Below are 18,006 nucleotides of genomic sequence, written 5' to 3' on the forward strand. Positions count from 1 at the left end.
ATCGCACGATGGAACAGCCCAAAGCCATGACCCGGACATCGAACCTCTTCCTGAAAGCCATCGGCGTGCTTGTCTGCCTGATCGCGGCGATCGCTTTCATGCCACAGGCACGGGCGGAACGGATCAAGGATCTGGGCACGTTCCAGGGCGTCCGGCCGAACCAGTTGACCGGCTATGGCCTTGTGGTCGGGCTGGCCGGCACCGGCGACGATGCGATCCAATATGCGACCGAAGGCATGAAGGGCGTTGCCGCCCGCTTCGGCCTGACTTTGCCGCAGGGCGTCAACCCGGCGCTCAAGAATGCCGCCGCTGTCCTCATCACGGCGGAGCTGCCTGCCTTTTCCAAGCCCGGCCAGCGGCTTGACGTGACGGTGTCCGCACTGGGCAAGGCGAAGTCGCTGCGCGGCGGCACCCTCATCCTTTCGCCGCTGCGCGGCGCGGACGGACAGATTTACGCGATGGCGCAGGGCAATCTTGCGGTCGGCGGTCTGGGCGTCTCCGGCGCGGACGGCAGCCAGGTTTCCGTGAACGTGCCGTCGGCGGGCCGCATTCCGGGCGGTGCGACGGTCGAGCAGGCCGTCGCCACCGGCTTTGATACCGCCCCGACGCTGACGTTCAACTTGGCCGAAGCGGACCTTACCACCGCGCTGCGCGTCGCGGACGGCATCAACCGGGCGTTCGGCGATCGCCGCGCGCGCGCCATGGATGCCGTGTCGGTCACCATCGACGCGGCGCAAGGTGCCGAAGAACGCATCCTGATGATGGGCCTCATTGAGAATATCGAAATCAAGCCTGCCGAGGCGCCGGCCCGCGTGATCGTCAACGCCCGCACCGGCACCGTCGTCATCAACGGCGCGGTGCGTATCGCCCCTGCCGCCGTCGCCCACGGCAAGCTGACCGTCAGCGTCAAGGAATCGCCCACCGTCGTGCAGCCCGCGCCTTTCAGCCAGGGCCAGACCGCCGTCGAGCAATCGAGCACGATCAACGTCGATGAAGAACGGCGGCCGGTAATAGATTTTAAAGGTGGCGCTTCGCTGGCCGATATAGTGAAGGCGGTGAACGCAATTGGCGCATCCCCGGCCGACCTGGTCGAGATATTGGGGGCGCTGAAGCAAGCGGGCGCCATGAAAGCCGAACTGGTGGTGCTGTGATGACGCAAATTGCCTTTCCTTCCGCCGCTTCGGGTGCAGGCCGCACAGCCGCGTCACCCGATCCCCAGGCGAAGGCACAGCTTGAAAAGACCGCCAAGGCATTCGAGGCCATTTTTCTGCGGCAGATGATTGCCACCATGCGGTCGTCCAGCCTGGGCGAAGGGCTGACCGACAATGGCGAAAGCGCGCAATTTCGCGACATGGCGGACGCACGAACGGCCGACAACATGGCCGAGACGGGCAAGTTCGGCATTGCCGAGCTCCTGGTGAAGCATCTGACGCAAACGCTGCCGACCGATCCCGCCACCAAAGCATCGCCTGACGGATCGCCCGCATGAGCGGCGACCTGTTCATCATCGGCGCTTCGGGCACGAAAGCCTATCGCGCGGCGCTGAGCGCGGTTTCGGAGAATATCGCCAACGCCAATACCGCGAACTACAATCGTCGTTCGATCAGTATGCGGGAAGCCCCGTCATCGGTTTCGACCATGATGCTCTACAGTCCGCAAGTAAGCTTCAGCGGCGTCGATATCGCGCGCGTCAATCGCGCCAATGATCCCTATCTGGATGCGACCGCGCGCCTGACCGGCACGGCCATGGGCAGCGCCAACGCACGGATGCGCTGGCTGTCGGATATCGAAACGGGGCTCGACGACAGCGATACCGGGGTCGGCCACCTGCTGTCCGACATGTTCGGGGGTGTCGAGAAACTGGCCGCGAACCCGTCCAACGACGCGCTGCGCACCACATTGATCTACGGCATGCAGCGCGTGGTCGAGTCATTTCACCAGACCGCCAATGCGCTCGAAAACTCGCAGACCGGCATTGCCGCCGATGCCAGTGCCGACGTGCTGGCGGTCAACAACGCGCTCGACGAGCTGGCGCGGGTCAATACCAATCTGCTGCGTGCGCAGGATGGCACCGCCAACCATGCGCAGCTGCTCGACAGCCGCGATGCGGCCATGGCGGAAGTCACCAAGCGCCTCAACGTCACCGTCAGCTTTGGTACGAATGGCACTGTCGCGCTCGATTATGCCGGACAGACGATCGTTTCGGGCGGTGACCCGATGAGCTTTGCCGTCACGCAGAACAGCGATGGAACGCTGGCTTTGGCGCTGGAAGGGAGCGCGGTCGCCGCGCCCGCCAACGGATCACTGGGCGGCCTGTTCCAGAGCGGCACGATCGCACGCGATCGTCTCGCCGCGCTCGATACGCTGGCGGTGCAGTTCGCGACCGACATGAACGCCTGGCACGCGCAGGGCACCACCGACGCCGGCAATCCGGGCGGCGCCCTGTTCACCGTGGGCACCACCGCCGCCAGCCTGACCCTGGCGATCAGCAGCAATGCCGATGTCGCGACGCGATCGGCCGACGGACGGCTGAACGGCAATCTGCTCAACATCAGCTCGGTGCGCGGCACCGGCGGGGTGGAACAGGGCTGGACCGCGCTTATCGCGACCAACGCCAATCTGCTCAACGCCACCAAGGCGGAGTTCACGGCCGCGGAAAACCGCGACGAACAGGCGCGCGCCGCGCGTGAGAATGTCAGCGGCGTCGATCTCGATGCCGAGGCGGCCGATCTGCTGCGTATCCAGCAGGCCTATTCGGGCTGTGCGAAGATCATTCAGGTCGCGCGGGAAACCATCGACGCCATTCTTTCCATCATCTGATAAGGAATAGTCCCCATGGTCGCCATCACCGCCCAGACGCTGGCCGATGAAATCCGGCGCCAGAAGGCGCTGTCGCAAAGCATCGCCGCCGACCAGACCGCCGTGTCCACGGGCATCCGCCTGACGAAAGCGTCACAGGACCCGCTTGCCTGGGTGCAGGTGTCCGATCTTGCCCGGCAGCAGGCACAGCAGGCGGCATGGACGACCAACGTCGGCTATGCGCAGGGTCGCGCCGCCAAGGCCGATTCGAACCTTGAGGAAATGAACAGCCTGTTTTCACGGGCGCAGGAACTGATGATCCAGGCATCGACCGCCTCGCTCGACGTGTCGGGCCGCGCGGCGATCACGACCGAGCTGGAAAACATCCGCATCGTCGTGAGCGAACTGGTCAACGAAACCGATTTTCAGGGGACGCCGGTGTTCGACGACGGCCAGGCGACCGCCATCCCGGTGTCGCGCGGCATCAACCTGCAGGTCGTGGCCACTCGGCAGCAGATATCCGAAGGTATCGACGTGTCCGGCACCGCAATGTCGCTCGACGCGATATTGGCGGCGGCGATCACCACCGTATCGACCAGCGGAAATCCTGATGCGGCGCTGAACGGCATCCGCAAGGGGCTGGACCATATCATCAACGAACAGGCCGCGCAGGGTGTGCGCGGCGACCGGCTGGAAACCGCGAAGGACAGGCTGGTCGATATCGACCTGACGCTGAGCGAGCGGCGCAGCGCGCTGGAATCCACCGACCTGACCGAAACGCTGGCCAATGTGCAGGCGAAGCTGACCACCCTGGAAGCGGCGCAGGCCGTGTTCGCGAAGATCAACCAGCAGACGCTGTTCGACTTGATCCGATAAGCCTTCGCCCGACGGCAAAGCCGACGGCCAAGGGCAAATTTCACGGGCAAGGCACAATATAAAACGAACAGTCTAAACCCGACGGTAACCAAACCGTCCTTACAAGGGAGTGGCATTGCAGGGCACAGCCACTGGAAACGCTTCACGCGGGGATCATCATGTTCGCAATTATCGGCCTAGTCGTCCTCATCGTCATGGTTTTCGGTGGATTCATATTCACCGGCGGCGACATCGGGCCGGTGCTCCATGCCCTGCCGCACGAAATGCTCATCATCGGCGGCGCGGCCGTCGGCGCGCTCATCATCGGCAACAGCGGCGCGGACCTGAAGGCGCTGGGTGGCGGCCTTGCCAAGGTGTTCAAGGGCCCTGCCTACAAGAAGCAGGATTTTCTCGACTGCATCTTCCTGGTTTCCAAGCTGATGAAGATGCTGCGTGTCGAAGGGCCGGTGGCGCTCGAACCACATATCGAGGACCCCTCCTCGTCCACCGTGTTCACCGAATATCCCCGGCTGCTGAAAGACAAGACGCTGGTCCACCTGATCGCCGACACGCTGCGGCTGGTCGTCGTGTCCTCGGGCACGCTTGATCCGCATGCGGTGGAGGAGGTGATGGACAACAGCCTCAAGACGCATCACCACGAAGCGATCAAGCCCGCCGACAATCTTCAGGGGCTGGCAGACGCCCTCCCCGCTCTCGGCATCGTCGCGGCGGTTCTGGGCGTCGTCAAGACCATGGGGTCGATCGACCAGCCGCCCGCCATTCTGGGGGCGATGATTGGCTCCGCGCTGGTCGGCACCTTTCTGGGCGTGTTGCTCGCCTATGGCATGGTCGGTCCGTTCGCCAATCGCTGCCGCAGCGTGATCGAGGCGGACGGCGCCATCTATCATGTCGTCAAGCAGATCATCATCGCGTCCCTCCACGGTCACCCGCAGCCGCTGGTGATCGAGGCCGCGCGGTCCAGCCTCAGCCACGCCAACCAGCCGGCCTTCGCCGAAGTATTCGACGGCATGCGGGGCAAATAAGCCATGGCGGGGGACAGCAAGAGCAAGCGCGGGAACGAGCCGGAACCGCGGCCGATCATCGTCAAGAAAATCATCGTGGAGGCGCATGGCGGCCATCACGGCGGCGCCTGGAAAGTCGCCTATGCCGATTTCGTGACCGCGATGATGGCGTTCTTCCTGCTGATGTGGCTGCTCGGCGCGACGACCGAAAAGCAGCGCAAGGGTCTTGCCGACTATTTCACGCCAACCATGGTCATGATGAAATCGGGCAGCGCGGGGGCGACCGGCCTGCTCGGCGGCGACAGCATTACCGGCAAGGAAAATTACCCGACGACCGGCGGCCAGGGCAATATGGCCATCACCATCCCGCGCGACGCTTCAGGCACGAAGGACGAAGGCGGGCGGATGAAGAAGGCCGCCGACCGCCAGCAGTTTGAAAAGATCAAGGCCACGCTGGAAGCGCGGATGGCCGCCGACAAGGCGATGGCGAAGCTGCGCAAGAACATCCGCTTCACCGAAACCCGCGAAGGGCTGCGCATCGACGTGATCGACGAGGCGGATTTCGCGATGTTCGCCATGGCGACCGACCGGCTGCTGCCCAATGCGCGGGCGCTGATCGCCGAAGTGGCCAAGGCGTTGCAGGGGCTGCCGAACGATATCATCGTGCGCGGCCATACCGATGGCCTGCCCTATGCCGCAGGCCGCACGATGAACAACTGGCTGCTTTCCTCCGCCAGAGCCGAAGCGACGCGCAAGGCACTGGCCGATTCGGGGATCGGCAACAGCCGCTTCGCCAAGATCGAGGGCGTCGCCGACCGCGATCCCTATGTCGCGAAGGATATCTACGATCCGCGCAACCGGCGCATGTCGATCGTGCTCGCCTGGTCGAAGGGCAGCGGCGAGGCGGGATTCGATCAGGAAACGCAGGCGGCGATCCGGGAGCGGGACGATCCGCAGCGCAAGGCCACGGAACAGGCGCGCGCGCTCGATATGGGAGGCACCGGCCTGCCGCCGGGCGCAGTCGTCATCAATCCGGGCACGAAGGGCACCAAACCGGGCAAATAAGCCGGGCGTTCAGGACGCACCTGCACAAAACCGCCTTGCCAATTCCCCTGTCGAAACGCTAAGCGGCGAGGCATGGGAATCCTCGGCAAGATCTTCACCTGGTGGAACGGCGCCACCATCGGCACCGCCCTGTGGAGCGCGCGCAACGGCACGCGCGTGGGCGAGGATCATCAGGGCAACGTCTATTTCCAGGGTGGCAAGGACGTGCATGGCCAACCCCGCCGCTGGGTGATGTACAATGGCGCGAACGACGCCAGCCGCGTCCCCGCCGAATGGCACGGCTGGCTGCACAACACTTTCGAGGCCGCACCCGAAAGTTTCCTGCCGCCCCCGCGCATCTGGGAAAAGGACTTCACGCCCAACCTGACCGGCACGCCGCAGGCCTATCGCCCGAGCGGCGCGATCGAAAAGGGCGGCAAGCGCGCCAGCGCCACCGGCGACTATGAGGCATGGACCCCCGACGCGGGGTGAGGGGCAATACGCGCTTACTGCGGCCATCGTCATTCTGACGAAGACCACAATTCATCGGCCGCACACTTGCTATTGTATCAGCATCTCCGTTCGCCCTGAGCTTGTCGAAGGGTTCCGCTGAGCGCAAGCGAAGCGCCTTCACTTCGTTCAGGATAGCCCCCTGCGACTGCCCGCCTGCGGCAGGCGCTCAGGATAGCCCTTCGACAAGCTCAGGGCGAACGGCTGCTGTGCAGGGAATCTTGCCCAAGCAATTCCACCACATCGCGCCCCGTGATCTCGGCATCCGCGTCCGCGATCGGCGCGAACGCGAGCGCGCTTTCCGGTCCCGGTCCTGCGTCCAGTATCGCGCGCCCGCGCGCCATCGGCACGTCGCGGATCGCCGCGCTGAGCTGGATCAGATAGTCGGCCTGCCGGACCTCGATGGCCCCCAGCGAGGCCAGATGCCCCGTCATGAACTGACAGTCGAGCAGCGTGAAGCCGCCGCTGCGCAAGCGTGCGACCAGCCAGCCGAGCGCCACTTTCGATGCGTCGGTGCGGCGCGAGAACATGCTTTCGCCGAAGAACGCACGGCCCAGCGCGACGCCATAGAGCCCGCCGACCAGATCGTCGCCGTCCCAGCATTCGATGCTGTGCGCGAAACCCAGGCGATGGAGATGCAGATAGGCCGTCTCGATGCTGTGGTTGATCCAGGTCGACGGACGATCGGGGGCCGATTGCGCGCACAGCGCGACCACCGCCGCGAAATGGCTGTTGGCCCGCACGGTGAAACGGTCGCGCCTGATGGTCTTGGCCAGCGACCGCGACAGGCGGAAGCCGTCGAGCGGCAAGATCGCCCGTCGTTTCGGTTCCACCCAATAGATATCCTGCGCCTCGCGGTCGTCGGACATGGGGAAAACGCCGATGGCATAGGCCTGCAGCAACAGAACGGGGTCAATCGTCATTACCCCCTCACGCTACGCGGCTTTCGCCCGGCGCGCCAACGCAATCCGCCGGATCGGACAGCGCGGACGGCGGCACGAGGGTGGCGGCGCAACGGCGGTCCGGGGCGGGCGGCAAAAGCCTTGCCACCCTGCGCCGGTCGAGCTAAAGCGCGCGTCTTCGTCGGCACGGCGTTGTCGATACAGGAGTGTAGCTCAGTTGGTAGAGCGTCGGTCTCCAAAACCGAATGCCGGGGGTTCGAGTCCCTCCACTCCTGCCATTACTTGCGCCTTTCGGGGCGCAAGGCTATGGACGCGGAGTTTCTGGTCGCGAAGCAGCGGCCGCATCCGGGAAGCCTGAAACAGGCAAGGCCCGGAGGGCGGCCTATTGCTTCGCGATCTGTGTTGTTTTTGAATGGGTTGAGCGATTGCCATGGCCAAGACATCCGTTGCGGATTTCGTCAATCAGGTGCGTGCCGAGGCGAACAAGATCGTGTGGCCGACGAGTCGGGAAACGATGATGACCACCGTGATGGTCGTCATCATGACATCGATTCTGGCGCTGTTCTTTTTCGGCATCGACACCGTTTTCGGGGCGGCGGTGAAGTGGCTGCTGGCGCTGGCGGCAGGCTGAGGCAGGCTTAATGGTTACATCGCTCATACGCGGGAGTTTTGGGAAGTTTCATGGCGCGCTGGTACATCATCCATGCCTATTCGGGCTTCGAGAACAAGGTCCGCGATTCGATTCTCGCCGACGCCGATCGTCTGGGCCTGTCCCAGCTGGTCGAATCGGTCGAGGTGCCGGTCGAAACCGTGACCGAGGTGCGGCGCGGCAAGAAGGTGCAGTCCGAACGCAAGTTCTTCCCCGGCTATGTGCTGGCGAAGCTGGCGATGAACGACGATGTCTATCATCTGGTCAAGAACACGCCCAAGGTTACCGGCTTCCTCGGCTCCATGGGCAAGCCGCAGGCGATCAGCGAGGCGGAAGCCGCGCGCATCCTCAACACCAAGGAGGAAGCCGCCGCGAACCCCAAGACGAAGATCACGGTCAATTACGAGATCGGCGACAGCGTCAAGGTGCTCGACGGCCCGTTCGCCAGCTTCAACGGCGTGGTCGAGGAACTGGATTTCGAAAAGAGCCGCGTAAAGGTCTCCGTCTCGATCTTCGGCCGCGCGACGCCCGTCGAGCTGGATTTCGAACAGGTCGAACTGGCGAAGTAGCGTTATTCCCCTCTCCTTTGGGAGAGGGCAGTGAGACTTGGCAGCTTGCTGCCTAGTCGCAACGGGAGAGGGGTTCCGCGCTATCGCGACGGGCACACCCCCTCTCCAACTACCGCTAGGCAGCACGCTGCCAAGCGTTCGTATCCTCTCCCACCGGAGAGGATGCTTACACCGCGGGAGGCCGCTCTTCGGATCGGCTGCTTGACCGCTAAACTTGAACCGGATGGACTTTTGACCATCCCGCAACAGAGTGAGTAACCATGGCCAAGAAGATTACGGGCTACATCAAGCTCCAGGTGCCTGCGGGCGCCGCCAATCCCTCCCCGCCGATCGGCCCTGCACTGGGTCAGCGCGGCGTCAACATCATGGAGTTCTGCAAGGGCTTCAATGCGGCGACCGGCGACGTGGAAAAGGGCACGCCCCTCCCCACCGTCATCACCGTCTATGCCGATCGCAGCTTCTCCTTCGTCACCAAGACGCCACCGGCCACCTTCCTCATCAAGAAGGCTGTTGGCCTGAAGTCGGGTTCCAAGGAACCGGGCAAGGTTGTCGCGGGCAAGATCAAGCGGTCGCAGCTTTCGGAAATCGCGCAGGTCAAGATGAAGGATCTGAACGCGAACGATATCGACGCCGCAACGAAGATCATCGAAGGCAGCGCCCGCGCAATGGGCCTCGAAGTGGTGGAGGGCTGAGATCATGGCAAAGCAAACCAAGAAGGCCAAGGCGCTGGCCACGGCGATCGATCGCGAAAAGCTGCACGGCGTCGATGAGGCGCTGGCCCTTATCAAGACCCATGCGACCGCCAAGTTCGACGAGTCGGTCGAAGTCGCGATTAACCTGGGCGTCGATCCGCGCCACGCCGACCAGATGGTCCGCGGCGTCGTCACCCTGCCCGCGGGCACGGGCAAAACGGTGCGTGTCGCCGTGTTCGCGCGCGGCGACAAGGCGGAAGCAGCGACTGCCGCCGGTGCCGACATCGTGGGCGCAGAAGATTTGCTCGACAGCATCCAGGCCGGCAACATCGATTTCCAGCGCGTCATCGCGACGCCGGACATGATGGGTCTGGTCGGTCGTCTCGGCAAGGTGCTGGGTCCCAAGGGCCTGATGCCGAACCCGAAGCTGGGCACGGTGACCCCGAACGTCGCCGAAGCCGTGAAAGCGGCCAAGGGCGGCCAGATCGAGTTCCGCGTCGAAAAGGCCGGGATCATCCACGCCGGCCTCGGCAAGGCGAGCTTCAGCCAGGCGGACCTACGCAAGAACTTCGACGCCTTCGTCGATGCGATCGTGAAGGCAAAGCCGACCGGTTCGAAGGGCAAGTACGTGCGCAAGATCGCGCTGTCGTCCTCGATGGGTCCGGGCGTGAAAGTCGACGTGTCGGAAGTGGCCTCGGCCTGATCTGAGGCCGAAGCATTAGAGAAAAGGCCCCGTCCTCGGCATAAGGACGGGGCCTTTTTCGCATTTCGAAACAGCACAACGTCCCGTTCCCCGGCGAAAGCCGGGGTCCAGGGCGGTACGCTCTGCACTTTGTTGCTCTGGACCCCGGCTTTCGCCGGGGAACAGCTTGCGCGGATTTCCTTCTCCCGCCATGGTCCGCACACCTTTCGAGAGGAGTCCCCCCGCAATGAAAATCTCCAAGTCAATCGCGTTCGGCCTGATCGCCATTGCCAGCCCCGTCGCCATGCTCGGCGCGCAGCAGGCGATGGACCACAGCACCATGAACCACGGCGCGCAGCCGATGGACCATGCCGCGCATCAGGCGATCATGGCGGCGGTGAAGGCGCCCAGCCGTTCCGCTACCAACACGCCGCGCGACGCCTATCGCCATCCGGTCGAAACCTTGATGTTCTTCGGGGTGAAGCCCGATCAGACGGTCGTCGAATATTCGCCGGGCGGCGGCTGGTACACGGAAATCCTGGCGCCCCTGCTCAAGGACAAGGGCACGCTCTATGCCGCACAGGCGCCCGGCCGGGGCTTCGACAATCTGAAGGCAAAGCTGGCGGCGACCCCCGACGTCTATGGCAAGACAAAGCTGGTGCCCTGGCCGGAAACGGGTATTCCGGCGGACAGCGTCGATACGCTGCTGACGTTCCGCAACGTCCACAACATGGTGATGAACGGCACCGAGGCCGCGAACTTCAAGGCTTTCTATACGATGCTGAAGCCCGGCGGCACGCTGGGTATCGTCGATCACCGCCTGCCCGAGGATCGCGATACGGCGCTGGAAAAGTCGTCCGGCTATCTCAAGGTATCGACCGTCCGTCGCCTCGCGGAAGCCGCCGGTTTCCAATATGTCGGCGCATCCGAAGTGAACGCCAACCCGAAGGATACGGCCGACTGGGCCAAGGGCGTCTGGACGCTGCCCCCGGTCCTGACCAATGGCGAAACCGACAAGGCGAAATATCAGGCGATCGGCGAAAGCGATCGCATGACGCTGAAGTTCGTGAAGCCCGCCAAATAGGGCCAGCCAATTACCGCTTCTGCGCCGCCGCTCCATTGCGCGGCGCAGCAAAGCGGTTAAAGCGGTGGCGTGGACAGCGCCACCGCCCCCTCTGCCGATCCCATCGCGACGATAGCGCCGCAACCTGAATCCCCGCGCGAGGAACGCGCGCTGTTCGCCATCGGTCTGCGCCTGTTCGCGATGCTGTGTTTGGCGATCATGTTCGCACTGGTGAAACTTGCCAGCGAACGCGGCGTCCATCTCGTCGAATCGCTTTTCTATCGTCAGGCGCTGGCGATGCCGATCGTGTTCGGCTGGATCATGCTTACCCAAGGCGCAGCATCGGTGCGCACGCAACGTATCGGCGGGCATATTAGCCGCACGACGCTGGGCCTTGTCGGTATGGTGTTCAACTTCGGGGCCTATATCCTGCTGCCGCTGACCGAAGCGACGACCATCGGCTTTACCATGCCGATTGTCGCCACCATCCTGTCTGCGGTGCTGCTCAAGGAAGCGACCGGTATCCACCGCTGGAGCGCGGTGCTGATCGGCTTTGTCGGTGTCCTTGTGGTGGTGCGGCCCGATACGGCGCATTTTCCGCCGCTGGGCCTCGCCGTTGCGCTGGTCGCCGTGGTCCTCACCAGTTTCATCGCGCTGCTGCTGCGCGATCTGGGGCGCACGGAAGGCGCAAGCGTCACCGTGTTCTGGTTCACCTTCCTGTCCATACCGCCGCTGGGCATCGCCATGATCTTCGTTGCGCAGGCGCATGACCCGCTTACATGGGGCATATTGGCGATGATCGGGATCAGCGGCGGCCTCGCCCAACTGGGGATGACGGGCGCGCTGCGCTGGGCGCCGGTATCGGTCGTGCTGCCGATGGATTACAGCACGCTCCTCTGGGCGACAGCTTTGGGCTGGCTGTTCTGGAACGAGTGGCCGCAACCGACTACCTGGATCGGCGCGGCGCTCATCGTCGCTTCGGGCCTGTATATTGCCTGGCGCGAACATATCCGGCTGAAGGCCGCGCGGGATGTGGTCGTAGCCTGACCGTCCCCCGGCCTGCGCCGGGGAACAGAATATCTTTATTCCGCTGCTTCCGCCACGGCTTCCGGCTCGGTCCACACCAGCACCGGCTTACGCGCCGCCAGCGTTTCGTCGAGGCGGCGGCGTGGCGCAAAATAAGGCGCGCCCTTGAGCGCCGCGTCTCCGGCATTTGCCCTTTGCGCGACCGATCGCAATGCCACGATGAACTGATCGAGCGCGGCCTTCCCCTCGGTTTCGGTCGGTTCCACCAGCATCGCGCCATGGACGACCAGCGGGAAATAGACGGTCATCGGATGGAAGCCCTCGTCGATCAGCCCCTTGGCGATGTCGAGCGTCGTGAAGCCCTCGGCCATGCCCTTGTCGCTGAACAGCGCCTCATGCATGCACGGACCGGACGCCGCGAAGGGCGCATCGAGCACATCCTCCAGGCTGCGCAGGATATAGTTGGCGTTGAGCACGGCGTCCTCGCTCACCTGCCGCAGGCCGTCGGCACCGTGGCTCATGATATAGGTCAGCGCGCGGGTGAACATGCCCATCTGCCCGTGGAACGCGACCATGCGACCAAAGCTGCCGGCATGATGCTCGCCCGCCGTTTCCTCCTCGATCAGCACATGGCCATCGGCGGTCTTTTCCACAAAGGGCAGCGGCGCATAGGGCGACAGAGCCTCGCTGAACACCACCGGGCCGGAACCGGGGCCGCCCCCACCATGCGGGGTTGAAAAAGTCTTGTGCAGGTTGATGTGCATGGCGTCGACGCCCAGATCGCCGGGGCGCACCCGCCCGACTATGGCGTTGAAATTGGCCCCGTCGCAATAGACGAAGCCGCCCGCTGCGTGCACCGCTTCCGAAATCGTGCGCAAATCGCGCTCGAACAGGCCGCAGGTGTTGGGGTTGGTGATCATCACCGCCGCAACATCGGGGCCAAGCCGGGCCTTGAGCGCCGCGAGATCGACGCGGCCTTCGGGCGTGGCCGGAATATCCTCCACTGCATAGCCGCAGAAGGCGGCCGTCGCCGGGTTGGTGCCGTGCGCGCTCTCAGGCACTAGCACGACCGAACGGGCGTCGCCGCGCGCTTCCAGTGCGGCGCGGATCGCCAGCAGGCCACAGAGCTCGCCATGCGCGCCAGCCTTCGGGCTCATCGCGACGCTGTGCATGCCGGTCAGCGTGACCAGCCATTCGGCGAGTTCGTGGATCACCGCCAGCGCGCCCTGCACCGTCGATTGCGGTTGCAGCGGATGAATATCGGCAAAGCCGGGCAGGCGCGCCATTTTCTCGTTGAGGCGCGGGTTATGCTTCATCGTGCAGGAACCGAGCGGAAAGAAGCCCAGGTCGATCCCGTAATTCTGCCGCGACAGGCGCGTGTAATGCCGCACCGTTTCCGGCTCCGAAAGGCCGGGCAGCGCGATCGGCTTGCGCCGCTCCAGCCCGCCCAGACGGCTTTTCACCTGCGGCGCGGGTGCGATGTCGACGCCTGTCGTCTCATGCGATCCGATTTCGAAGATCAGCGCCTCTTCCAGCATCAGAGCCTTGTTGCCCGTGATCGTCGGGTTCGCAGTCGCCTTGTCCTGGGCCAGCGCGACGGGTCGCGTCGGACGCCCTTCCTTGAGCATCGTCATGCGAGCACCTCCTTCAGGCCCCCACACAGGGCCGCAATATCATCCTCGGTCGTGGTTTCGGTCACGGCCACCACCAGCCCGCCGGAAAGCTCCGCCGCATCGGGAAACAGGCGGCCCAGTGATACGCCCCCCAATATGTCCCGATCGGCCAGCGCCCGCGCGACTTCGCGCGCATCCTGATCGAGCAGGATCGTGAACTCGTTGAAGAAGCTGCTGTTGAGCAATCGCACGCCCGGCACCGCTTCCAGCGCCTCGGCCGCCTGCACCGCGCGCGCGTGGTTCAGCGCGGCAAGATCGGTCAGCCCCCTTTCGCCCAGCAGAGTCATGTGAATGGAAAAGGCCAGCGCGCACAGGCCACTGTTGGTGCAGATGTTCGACGTCGCCTTTTCGCGGCGGATGTGCTGTTCGCGGGTGGAGAGCGTCAGCACGAAACCGCGCTTCCCCTCCGCGTCCACTGTCTCGCCGCACAGGCGACCGGGCATCTGCCGCACATATTTCTGCTTGCAGGCGAACAGGCCGAGATACGGCCCGCCAAATTGCAGGCCGACGCCGATCGACTGGCCTTCGCCCACAACGATGTCCGCGCCCATGTCTCCGGGCGGGGTGATCGCGCCCAGCGCCACCGGCTCGGTCACCACCGCGATCAGCAGCGCGCCGGCAGCATGGGCCTTGGCCGCAAGCGCGGACAGATCGCCGATGCGCCCCAATATGTCGGGATATTGCACGACGACGCAACTGGTGTCGCCGTCGATGGCGTCGATCAGCGTCTGGATGTCGGGTTCGGCGTCGACGCGCGGGGTGGTGTAGACAAGCTGATCGCCGGTGAAGCGCGCCATCGTGCGCGCGACGGACACATAATGGGGATGCAGGCCGGACGACAGCAATGCCTTGCCGCGCCGGGTGATACGCCGCGCCATGCCGATCGCTTCCCAGCAGGCGGTGGACCCGTCATACATCGATGCATTGGCGACATCGCAGCCAAACAGCCGCGCCACCTGCGTCTGGAACTCGAACAGGACCTGCAACGTCCCCTGCGCGATTTCCGGCTGATAGGGGGTATAGGCGGTCAGGAACTCGCCGCGCTGAATCAGATGATCGACGCTGGCGGGCACATGATGGCGATAAGCGCCAGCCCCCAGAAAGAAGGGCACGTCGCCCGCGACCATATTCTTCCGCGCCAGCTTCCCCATATGCCGCTCCACCGCCAGCTCGCTGGCATGATCGGGCAGCCCGTCGATCTTCGTTGCAAGCTGCGCCTCGACAGGCACATCCATGAAAAGATCGTCGATCGACTGGACACCGATGACGTTCAGCATCGCGCTGCGATCGGTATCGGTCAGGGGAAGATAGCGCATCAGGGTTCCTTGACTGGCCGGTCAGAGACCGGCGACAAACTTGCGATAGGCGGCCTCGTCCATCAGGCCTTCCAGCTCGGCGGTGTCCGCGATCCGCAGCTTGAAGAACCAGCCGTCCTCTTCGGGATCGCTGTTCACCAGCGCCGGCTCCTCCTCCAGTGCGGCGTTGGCCTCGACCACTTCGCCGGAAATCGGCGCATAGACGTCGGACGCCGCCTTGACCGATTCGACGACGGCGGCATCGTCGCCCTTGTCGAACTTCGCGCCTTCGGCAGGCAATTCGACGAACACGATGTCGCCCAGTTGCTCCTGCGCATAATCGGTGATGCCGACGGTCGCGATGTCGCCGTCGACATCGATCCATTCATGTTCGTCGGTAAAGTAACGGCTCATTGTCAGGCTCCTGGCTTCAGGCGGTGATAGCGGTGAGGGACGAAGGGCATCGGCGCGATCGTGGCGGCAAGCCGCTTGCCGCGTACTTCGACGTCAAGCACGGTGCCGATTGCGGCATGCGCGGTTTCGACCCAGCCCATGGCGATCGGCGCACCGACCGTCGGGGCAAAGCCGCCCGATGTCACGGTGCCGATGCGGTCGTTGCCCAGAAAGATCGCGGCCCCTTCACGCGCGGGCAGCCGCCCTTCGATCGTCAGGCCGACCCGTCGCGATGGCGCACCTTCAGCCAGTTCCCGCGCGATGCGCGCATGGCCGATGAAGCCGCCCTGTTCGCGGCGACGCTTCGATATCGCAAAACCCAGGTCGGCGGCGATCGGGCTGACCGCGGTATCGATATCATGCCCGTAGAGCGGCAGGCCCGCCTCCAGCCGCAAGGAATCGCGCGCGCCAAGCCCGATCGGCTTGACCTGATCCAGCGCGCACAGCGCATCGGCAAGCGCCTCAACCGCTTCGGCAGGCACGCTGATTTCAAAGCCGTCTTCGCCGGTATAGCCTGAGCGCGAGATCCACAGATCATGCCCCTGCCAGACGAACGGGCCGCACTGCATGAAATACAGGTCGGCCGTCGCCGGGATCAGGCTGGCCAGTGCAACGCCCGCTTCCGGTCCCTGCAAGGCGAGCAGCGCCTGATCCTCCATGTGGTTGATGGTGATGTCATCCGACAGCTGTTCGCGCAGCCAGCCGATGTCCTCATATTTGGTTGCGCCGTTGACCACCATGTAGAAGTCGTCCGGGCGGCGGCTGACCATCAGGTCGTCAAGAATGCCGCCTTCCTCGTCGAGCAGCAGCGAATAACGCTGGCGGAATGTCTTGAGGCCCAGAATATCGCCCGGCAGCACCGTTTCCAGTGCCGCGTCGACATCTTCGCCGGTAAAGCCGATCTGCCCCATGTGGCTGACATCGAACAGCCCGGCATGGCTGCGCGTCCAGCTATGCTCCGCCATGATGCCTTCATACTGGATCGGCATGTCATAGCCGGCGAAGGCGACCATCCGGCCGCCCCGCGTGCGGTGCCAGGCATCGAGCGGCAGCTTTTCGGGCACTGAACCGGCAGCATCGCTGTCGGGTGCCGTGTCCAGAACGTCACTGGGGGTGGTCATCTTCCGGTCTCCGGCACGAAAAGGGCTTCTGCAATCACATAACGAACCACGGACGGCGGTCCCTCATGTCATCACCCCCTCTGTCACGGAACCTGAGAGCTTTGACCGGACGATCCTCTCCACAACGGAGCGATCGGGCGGTTTACACCTTCGGTGGAACGGCATGCGGCCGTTCGCTTTCCAGAGTGTCCAGCCATGATACGGTCCCTTGGCCTGAGAGATTCCGGGGCGGTTGCTCCTTCGGCGTCCGCGCGGCGCTGACCGCTCGGCACTCTCCCGTATCATGCCCGCGCCCGATCCGTTGACCGAATCCGACGCGAAGACAGATCGTCCATTGCCCAAAGGCTGCGGCGCGTCAATCCGGCTATGAACTGGGCTGACCGCCAAACAGGGCGAAATGCCGATTTTCCGCATAGCGGTCGGTCATGCCGGCAATGAAATCGGCGATGTGGCGGCTGCGGTCCGGCTCGTCGGCGTCGCAGCCTTCCGGCCAGCCGTCCGCCATCAGCGCGGGATCGGCGCGATAGGCCGCAAACAGATCGGCCACGATCACCCGTGCCCGGTCCGCCGCCGCCAGTTGATCGGCATGATGATAGAGCTGCGCATACATGAACCGCTTGAGCACGCGCTCTGCCGCCGCCATCTCGTCGGAAAAGCCGATGAGCGCGCGCCCCGCCTGCCGCACGTCATCGACCGTCCGCACCCCACTGTCGGCGATCGTCGCCCGTGCGGTCTGGATAACGTCGTTCACCATCACGCCGATCTGGTCGCGCACCAGTTCGCGCAGCAGACGCGCGTCGGCAATGCCGGGATGCCGTCCTTTCACCCGCGCCCAGCAGGCCGCGACCATCGGCACCTCCAGCAACTGGTCGAGCGTCAGCAGGCCCGCGCGCAGCCCGTCGTCGATATCGTGATTGTCATAGGCGATGTCGTCGGCGATCGCCGCCACCTGTGCCTCCAGGCTCGGCCAGTCCCGCAGGTCGAGGGGGAACAGCGCATCGACATCGGCCATGGCCCAACCGGGTTGCACGACCGGCCCGTTGTGCTTCGCCAGCCCCTCCAGCATGTCCCAGCTCAGATTGAGGCCGGGAAAGCGCGGATAGGGGCATTCCAGCCGCATCAGCGTGCGCAGCGTATGGGCATTGTGATCGAAGCCGCCCTGCCGCGCCATCGCGGCCTTCAGCGCATCCTCCCCCGCATGACCGAAAGGGGGATGGCCGATATCATGCGCCAGGCACAAAGCTTCGGTCAGGTCCTCGTTCAGGCCCAGCGCGCGGGCGATGGTGCGGCCGATCTGCGCGACTTCAAGGCTGTGGGTCAGGCGTACACGATAATGATCGCCGTCGGGCGCGATGAACACCTGCGTCTTGTGGCGCAGGCGCCGGAACGCGATCGAATGGATGATCCGATCCCGATCCCGCTGGAACATGTCGCGCGGCCCCCGCGTCTCGCCCCCCGGTTCGGCGTGGAGCCGCCCCCGGCTGGCATCGGGGCGCGCGGCATAGGGGGCGGGGCTGGTCATGCGCGCTACCTAGGGTGCGATGGCGTCAAAGAGAACCGCTGGCGCAGGGTTTATTATCACGCAGTTCCCCGGCGAAAGCCGGGGTCCAGAGCAACAAAGTGCAGTCCGCGCCGGCCTGCGCCGGGGAAC

Annotated in this window: 19 protein-coding genes, 1 tRNA gene and 1 riboswitch; of the genes, 14 read left to right on the forward strand and 6 right to left on the reverse strand. The window is 64.4% G+C overall.

Translation table 11 applies throughout. The features are described 5' to 3' along the window. Positions 1-8: 8 nt before the first annotated feature. The 7 genes from ENE74_RS01615 to ENE74_RS01645 all read left to right on the forward strand — a co-directional run bounded on the left by ENE74_RS01615 (position 9) and on the right by ENE74_RS01645 (position 6,212). On the forward strand, positions 9-1,151 hold the full coding sequence (locus tag ENE74_RS01615; RefSeq protein ID WP_420902558.1) for a flagellar basal body P-ring protein FlgI: 1,143 nt from the start codon (positions 9-11) through the stop codon (positions 1,149-1,151). After that, entirely contained in the window at positions 1,151-1,489 is a 339-nt protein-coding gene (locus ENE74_RS01620) for a rod-binding protein (protein WP_127688893.1), read from the forward strand. The genes ENE74_RS01615 and ENE74_RS01620 overlap by 1 nt, the downstream gene beginning before the upstream one ends. Further along, positions 1,486-2,820: a flagellar hook-associated protein FlgK gene (gene flgK / locus ENE74_RS01625; protein ID WP_127688894.1), complete on the forward strand. Its 1,335-nt coding sequence runs from the start codon at positions 1,486-1,488 to the stop codon at positions 2,818-2,820. Before ENE74_RS01620 ends, flgK begins: the two co-directional genes overlap by 4 nt. Before the next feature lie 15 nt (positions 2,821-2,835). Next, positions 2,836-3,675, forward strand: coding sequence for a flagellin (locus ENE74_RS01630; RefSeq protein ID WP_127688895.1), 840 nt, complete (start codon positions 2,836-2,838; stop codon positions 3,673-3,675). A 158-nt stretch (positions 3,676-3,833) separates the two neighbouring features. Continuing rightward, entirely contained in the window at positions 3,834-4,697 is an 864-nt protein-coding gene (gene motA, locus ENE74_RS01635; RefSeq protein WP_127688896.1) for a flagellar motor stator protein MotA, read from the forward strand. 3 nt (positions 4,698-4,700) lie between these two features. Beyond that, the gene (locus ENE74_RS01640; RefSeq protein ID WP_127688897.1) at positions 4,701-5,741 is read left to right on the forward strand and encodes a flagellar motor protein MotB; all 1,041 of its coding nucleotides are present in this window, start codon (positions 4,701-4,703) and stop codon (positions 5,739-5,741) included. Positions 5,742-5,813: 72 nt separating this feature from the next. Further along, complete coding sequence (locus ENE74_RS01645; protein WP_127688898.1) at positions 5,814-6,212, forward strand: NADH:ubiquinone oxidoreductase subunit NDUFA12; 399 nt, start codon at positions 5,814-5,816, stop codon at positions 6,210-6,212. 209 nt (positions 6,213-6,421) lie between these two features. On the opposite strand, the gene aat is transcribed toward ENE74_RS01645, so the two are convergent. Next, the gene (gene aat / locus ENE74_RS01650; protein ID WP_127688899.1) at positions 6,422-7,153 is read right to left on the reverse strand and encodes a leucyl/phenylalanyl-tRNA--protein transferase; all 732 of its coding nucleotides are present in this window, start codon (positions 7,151-7,153) and stop codon (positions 6,422-6,424) included. Positions 7,154-7,334: 181 nt separating this feature from the next. Between aat and ENE74_RS01655 the strand changes: the two genes are divergently transcribed. From ENE74_RS01655 to ENE74_RS01685, 7 genes are all read left to right on the forward strand, one after another. After that, positions 7,335-7,410 (forward strand) — tRNA-Trp (locus ENE74_RS01655). Between the two features lie 152 nt (positions 7,411-7,562). After that, on the forward strand, positions 7,563-7,763 hold the full coding sequence (gene secE, locus ENE74_RS01660; protein ID WP_127688900.1) for a preprotein translocase subunit SecE: 201 nt from the start codon (positions 7,563-7,565) through the stop codon (positions 7,761-7,763). Positions 7,764-7,813: 50 nt separating this feature from the next. Further along, positions 7,814-8,350: a transcription termination/antitermination protein NusG gene (gene nusG / locus ENE74_RS01665; RefSeq protein WP_127688901.1), complete on the forward strand. Its 537-nt coding sequence runs from the start codon at positions 7,814-7,816 to the stop codon at positions 8,348-8,350. A 260-nt stretch (positions 8,351-8,610) separates the two neighbouring features. Beyond that, positions 8,611-9,042 carry a 50S ribosomal protein L11 gene (gene rplK, locus ENE74_RS01670; RefSeq protein WP_127688902.1) on the forward strand — a complete coding sequence of 144 codons (432 nt, stop codon included), beginning with the start codon at positions 8,611-8,613 and terminating at the stop codon, positions 9,040-9,042. Positions 9,043-9,046: 4 nt separating this feature from the next. Beyond that, positions 9,047-9,745 (forward strand): 50S ribosomal protein L1, encoded by a 699-nt coding sequence (rplA, locus tag ENE74_RS01675; protein WP_127688903.1) that lies wholly within the window; start codon positions 9,047-9,049, stop codon positions 9,743-9,745. A 304-nt stretch (positions 9,746-10,049) separates the two neighbouring features. Further along, a complete protein-coding gene (locus tag ENE74_RS01680) occupies positions 10,050-10,808 on the forward strand; it encodes a class I SAM-dependent methyltransferase (protein WP_420902559.1) in 759 nt (252 codons plus the stop codon). 150 nt (positions 10,809-10,958) lie between these two features. Further along, positions 10,959-11,834: a DMT family transporter gene (locus ENE74_RS01685; protein ID WP_277601353.1), complete on the forward strand. Its 876-nt coding sequence runs from the start codon at positions 10,959-10,961 to the stop codon at positions 11,832-11,834. A gap of 35 nt (positions 11,835-11,869) precedes the next feature. Here ENE74_RS01685 and gcvPB read toward each other — a convergent pair whose 3' ends face one another. From gcvPB to ENE74_RS01710, 5 genes are all read right to left on the reverse strand, one after another. Then, on the reverse strand, positions 11,870-13,447 hold the full coding sequence (gcvPB, locus tag ENE74_RS01690; RefSeq protein ID WP_127688905.1) for an aminomethyl-transferring glycine dehydrogenase subunit GcvPB: 1,578 nt from the start codon (positions 13,445-13,447) through the stop codon (positions 11,870-11,872). Next, complete coding sequence (gene gcvPA / locus ENE74_RS01695; protein ID WP_127688906.1) at positions 13,444-14,802, reverse strand: aminomethyl-transferring glycine dehydrogenase subunit GcvPA; 1,359 nt, start codon at positions 14,800-14,802, stop codon at positions 13,444-13,446. Before gcvPA ends, gcvPB begins: the two co-directional genes overlap by 4 nt. Before the next feature lie 21 nt (positions 14,803-14,823). Further along, a complete protein-coding gene (gcvH, locus tag ENE74_RS01700; RefSeq protein WP_127688907.1) occupies positions 14,824-15,195 on the reverse strand; it encodes a glycine cleavage system protein GcvH in 372 nt (123 codons plus the stop codon). Positions 15,196-15,197: 2 nt separating this feature from the next. After that, positions 15,198-16,355, reverse strand: a complete 1,158-nt coding sequence (gcvT, locus tag ENE74_RS01705) for a glycine cleavage system aminomethyltransferase GcvT (RefSeq protein ID WP_127688908.1) — start codon at positions 16,353-16,355, stop codon at positions 15,198-15,200. A gap of 191 nt (positions 16,356-16,546) precedes the next feature. Next, positions 16,547-16,644: riboswitch (glycine riboswitch) on the reverse strand. A gap of 75 nt (positions 16,645-16,719) precedes the next feature. Beyond that, positions 16,720-17,877 carry a deoxyguanosinetriphosphate triphosphohydrolase gene (locus ENE74_RS01710; protein ID WP_127688909.1) on the reverse strand — a complete coding sequence of 386 codons (1,158 nt, stop codon included), beginning with the start codon at positions 17,875-17,877 and terminating at the stop codon, positions 16,720-16,722. Positions 17,878-18,006: the final 129 nt, after the last annotated feature.

The sequence above is a fragment of the Sphingobium algorifonticola genome (assembly GCF_004005485.1).
Taxonomy (GTDB): Bacteria; Pseudomonadota; Alphaproteobacteria; order Sphingomonadales; family Sphingomonadaceae; genus Sphingobium; species Sphingobium algorifonticola.

What these genes read in the sequence shown, in the direction of transcription:
- ENE74_RS01615 (WP_420902558.1), top strand. Translation starts at nt 9, where the DNA reads ATGGAACAGCCCAAAGCCATGACCCGGACATCGAACCTCTTCCTGAAA.
- ENE74_RS01620 (WP_127688893.1), top strand. Translation starts at nt 1,151, where the DNA reads ATGACGCAAATTGCCTTTCCTTCCGCCGCTTCGGGTGCAGGCCGCACA.
- flgK (WP_127688894.1), top strand. Translation starts at nt 1,486, where the DNA reads ATGAGCGGCGACCTGTTCATCATCGGCGCTTCGGGCACGAAAGCCTAT.
- ENE74_RS01630 (WP_127688895.1), top strand. Translation starts at nt 2,836, where the DNA reads ATGGTCGCCATCACCGCCCAGACGCTGGCCGATGAAATCCGGCGCCAG.
- motA (WP_127688896.1), top strand. Translation starts at nt 3,834, where the DNA reads ATGTTCGCAATTATCGGCCTAGTCGTCCTCATCGTCATGGTTTTCGGT.
- ENE74_RS01640 (WP_127688897.1), top strand. Translation starts at nt 4,701, where the DNA reads ATGGCGGGGGACAGCAAGAGCAAGCGCGGGAACGAGCCGGAACCGCGG.
- ENE74_RS01645 (WP_127688898.1), top strand. Translation starts at nt 5,814, where the DNA reads ATGGGAATCCTCGGCAAGATCTTCACCTGGTGGAACGGCGCCACCATC.
- aat (WP_127688899.1), bottom strand. Translation starts at nt 7,153, where the DNA reads ATGACGATTGACCCCGTTCTGTTGCTGCAGGCCTATGCCATCGGCGTT.
- secE (WP_127688900.1), top strand. Translation starts at nt 7,563, where the DNA reads ATGGCCAAGACATCCGTTGCGGATTTCGTCAATCAGGTGCGTGCCGAG.
- nusG (WP_127688901.1), top strand. Translation starts at nt 7,814, where the DNA reads ATGGCGCGCTGGTACATCATCCATGCCTATTCGGGCTTCGAGAACAAG.
- rplK (WP_127688902.1), top strand. Translation starts at nt 8,611, where the DNA reads ATGGCCAAGAAGATTACGGGCTACATCAAGCTCCAGGTGCCTGCGGGC.
- rplA (WP_127688903.1), top strand. Translation starts at nt 9,047, where the DNA reads ATGGCAAAGCAAACCAAGAAGGCCAAGGCGCTGGCCACGGCGATCGAT.
- ENE74_RS01680 (WP_420902559.1), top strand. Translation starts at nt 10,050, where the DNA reads ATGGACCACAGCACCATGAACCACGGCGCGCAGCCGATGGACCATGCC.
- gcvPB (WP_127688905.1), bottom strand. Translation starts at nt 13,447, where the DNA reads ATGACGATGCTCAAGGAAGGGCGTCCGACGCGACCCGTCGCGCTGGCC.
- gcvPA (WP_127688906.1), bottom strand. Translation starts at nt 14,802, where the DNA reads ATGCGCTATCTTCCCCTGACCGATACCGATCGCAGCGCGATGCTGAAC.
- gcvH (WP_127688907.1), bottom strand. Translation starts at nt 15,195, where the DNA reads ATGAGCCGTTACTTTACCGACGAACATGAATGGATCGATGTCGACGGC.
- gcvT (WP_127688908.1), bottom strand. Translation starts at nt 16,355, where the DNA reads ATGACCACCCCCAGTGACGTTCTGGACACGGCACCCGACAGCGATGCT.
- ENE74_RS01710 (WP_127688909.1), bottom strand. Translation starts at nt 17,877, where the DNA reads ATGACCAGCCCCGCCCCCTATGCCGCGCGCCCCGATGCCAGCCGGGGG.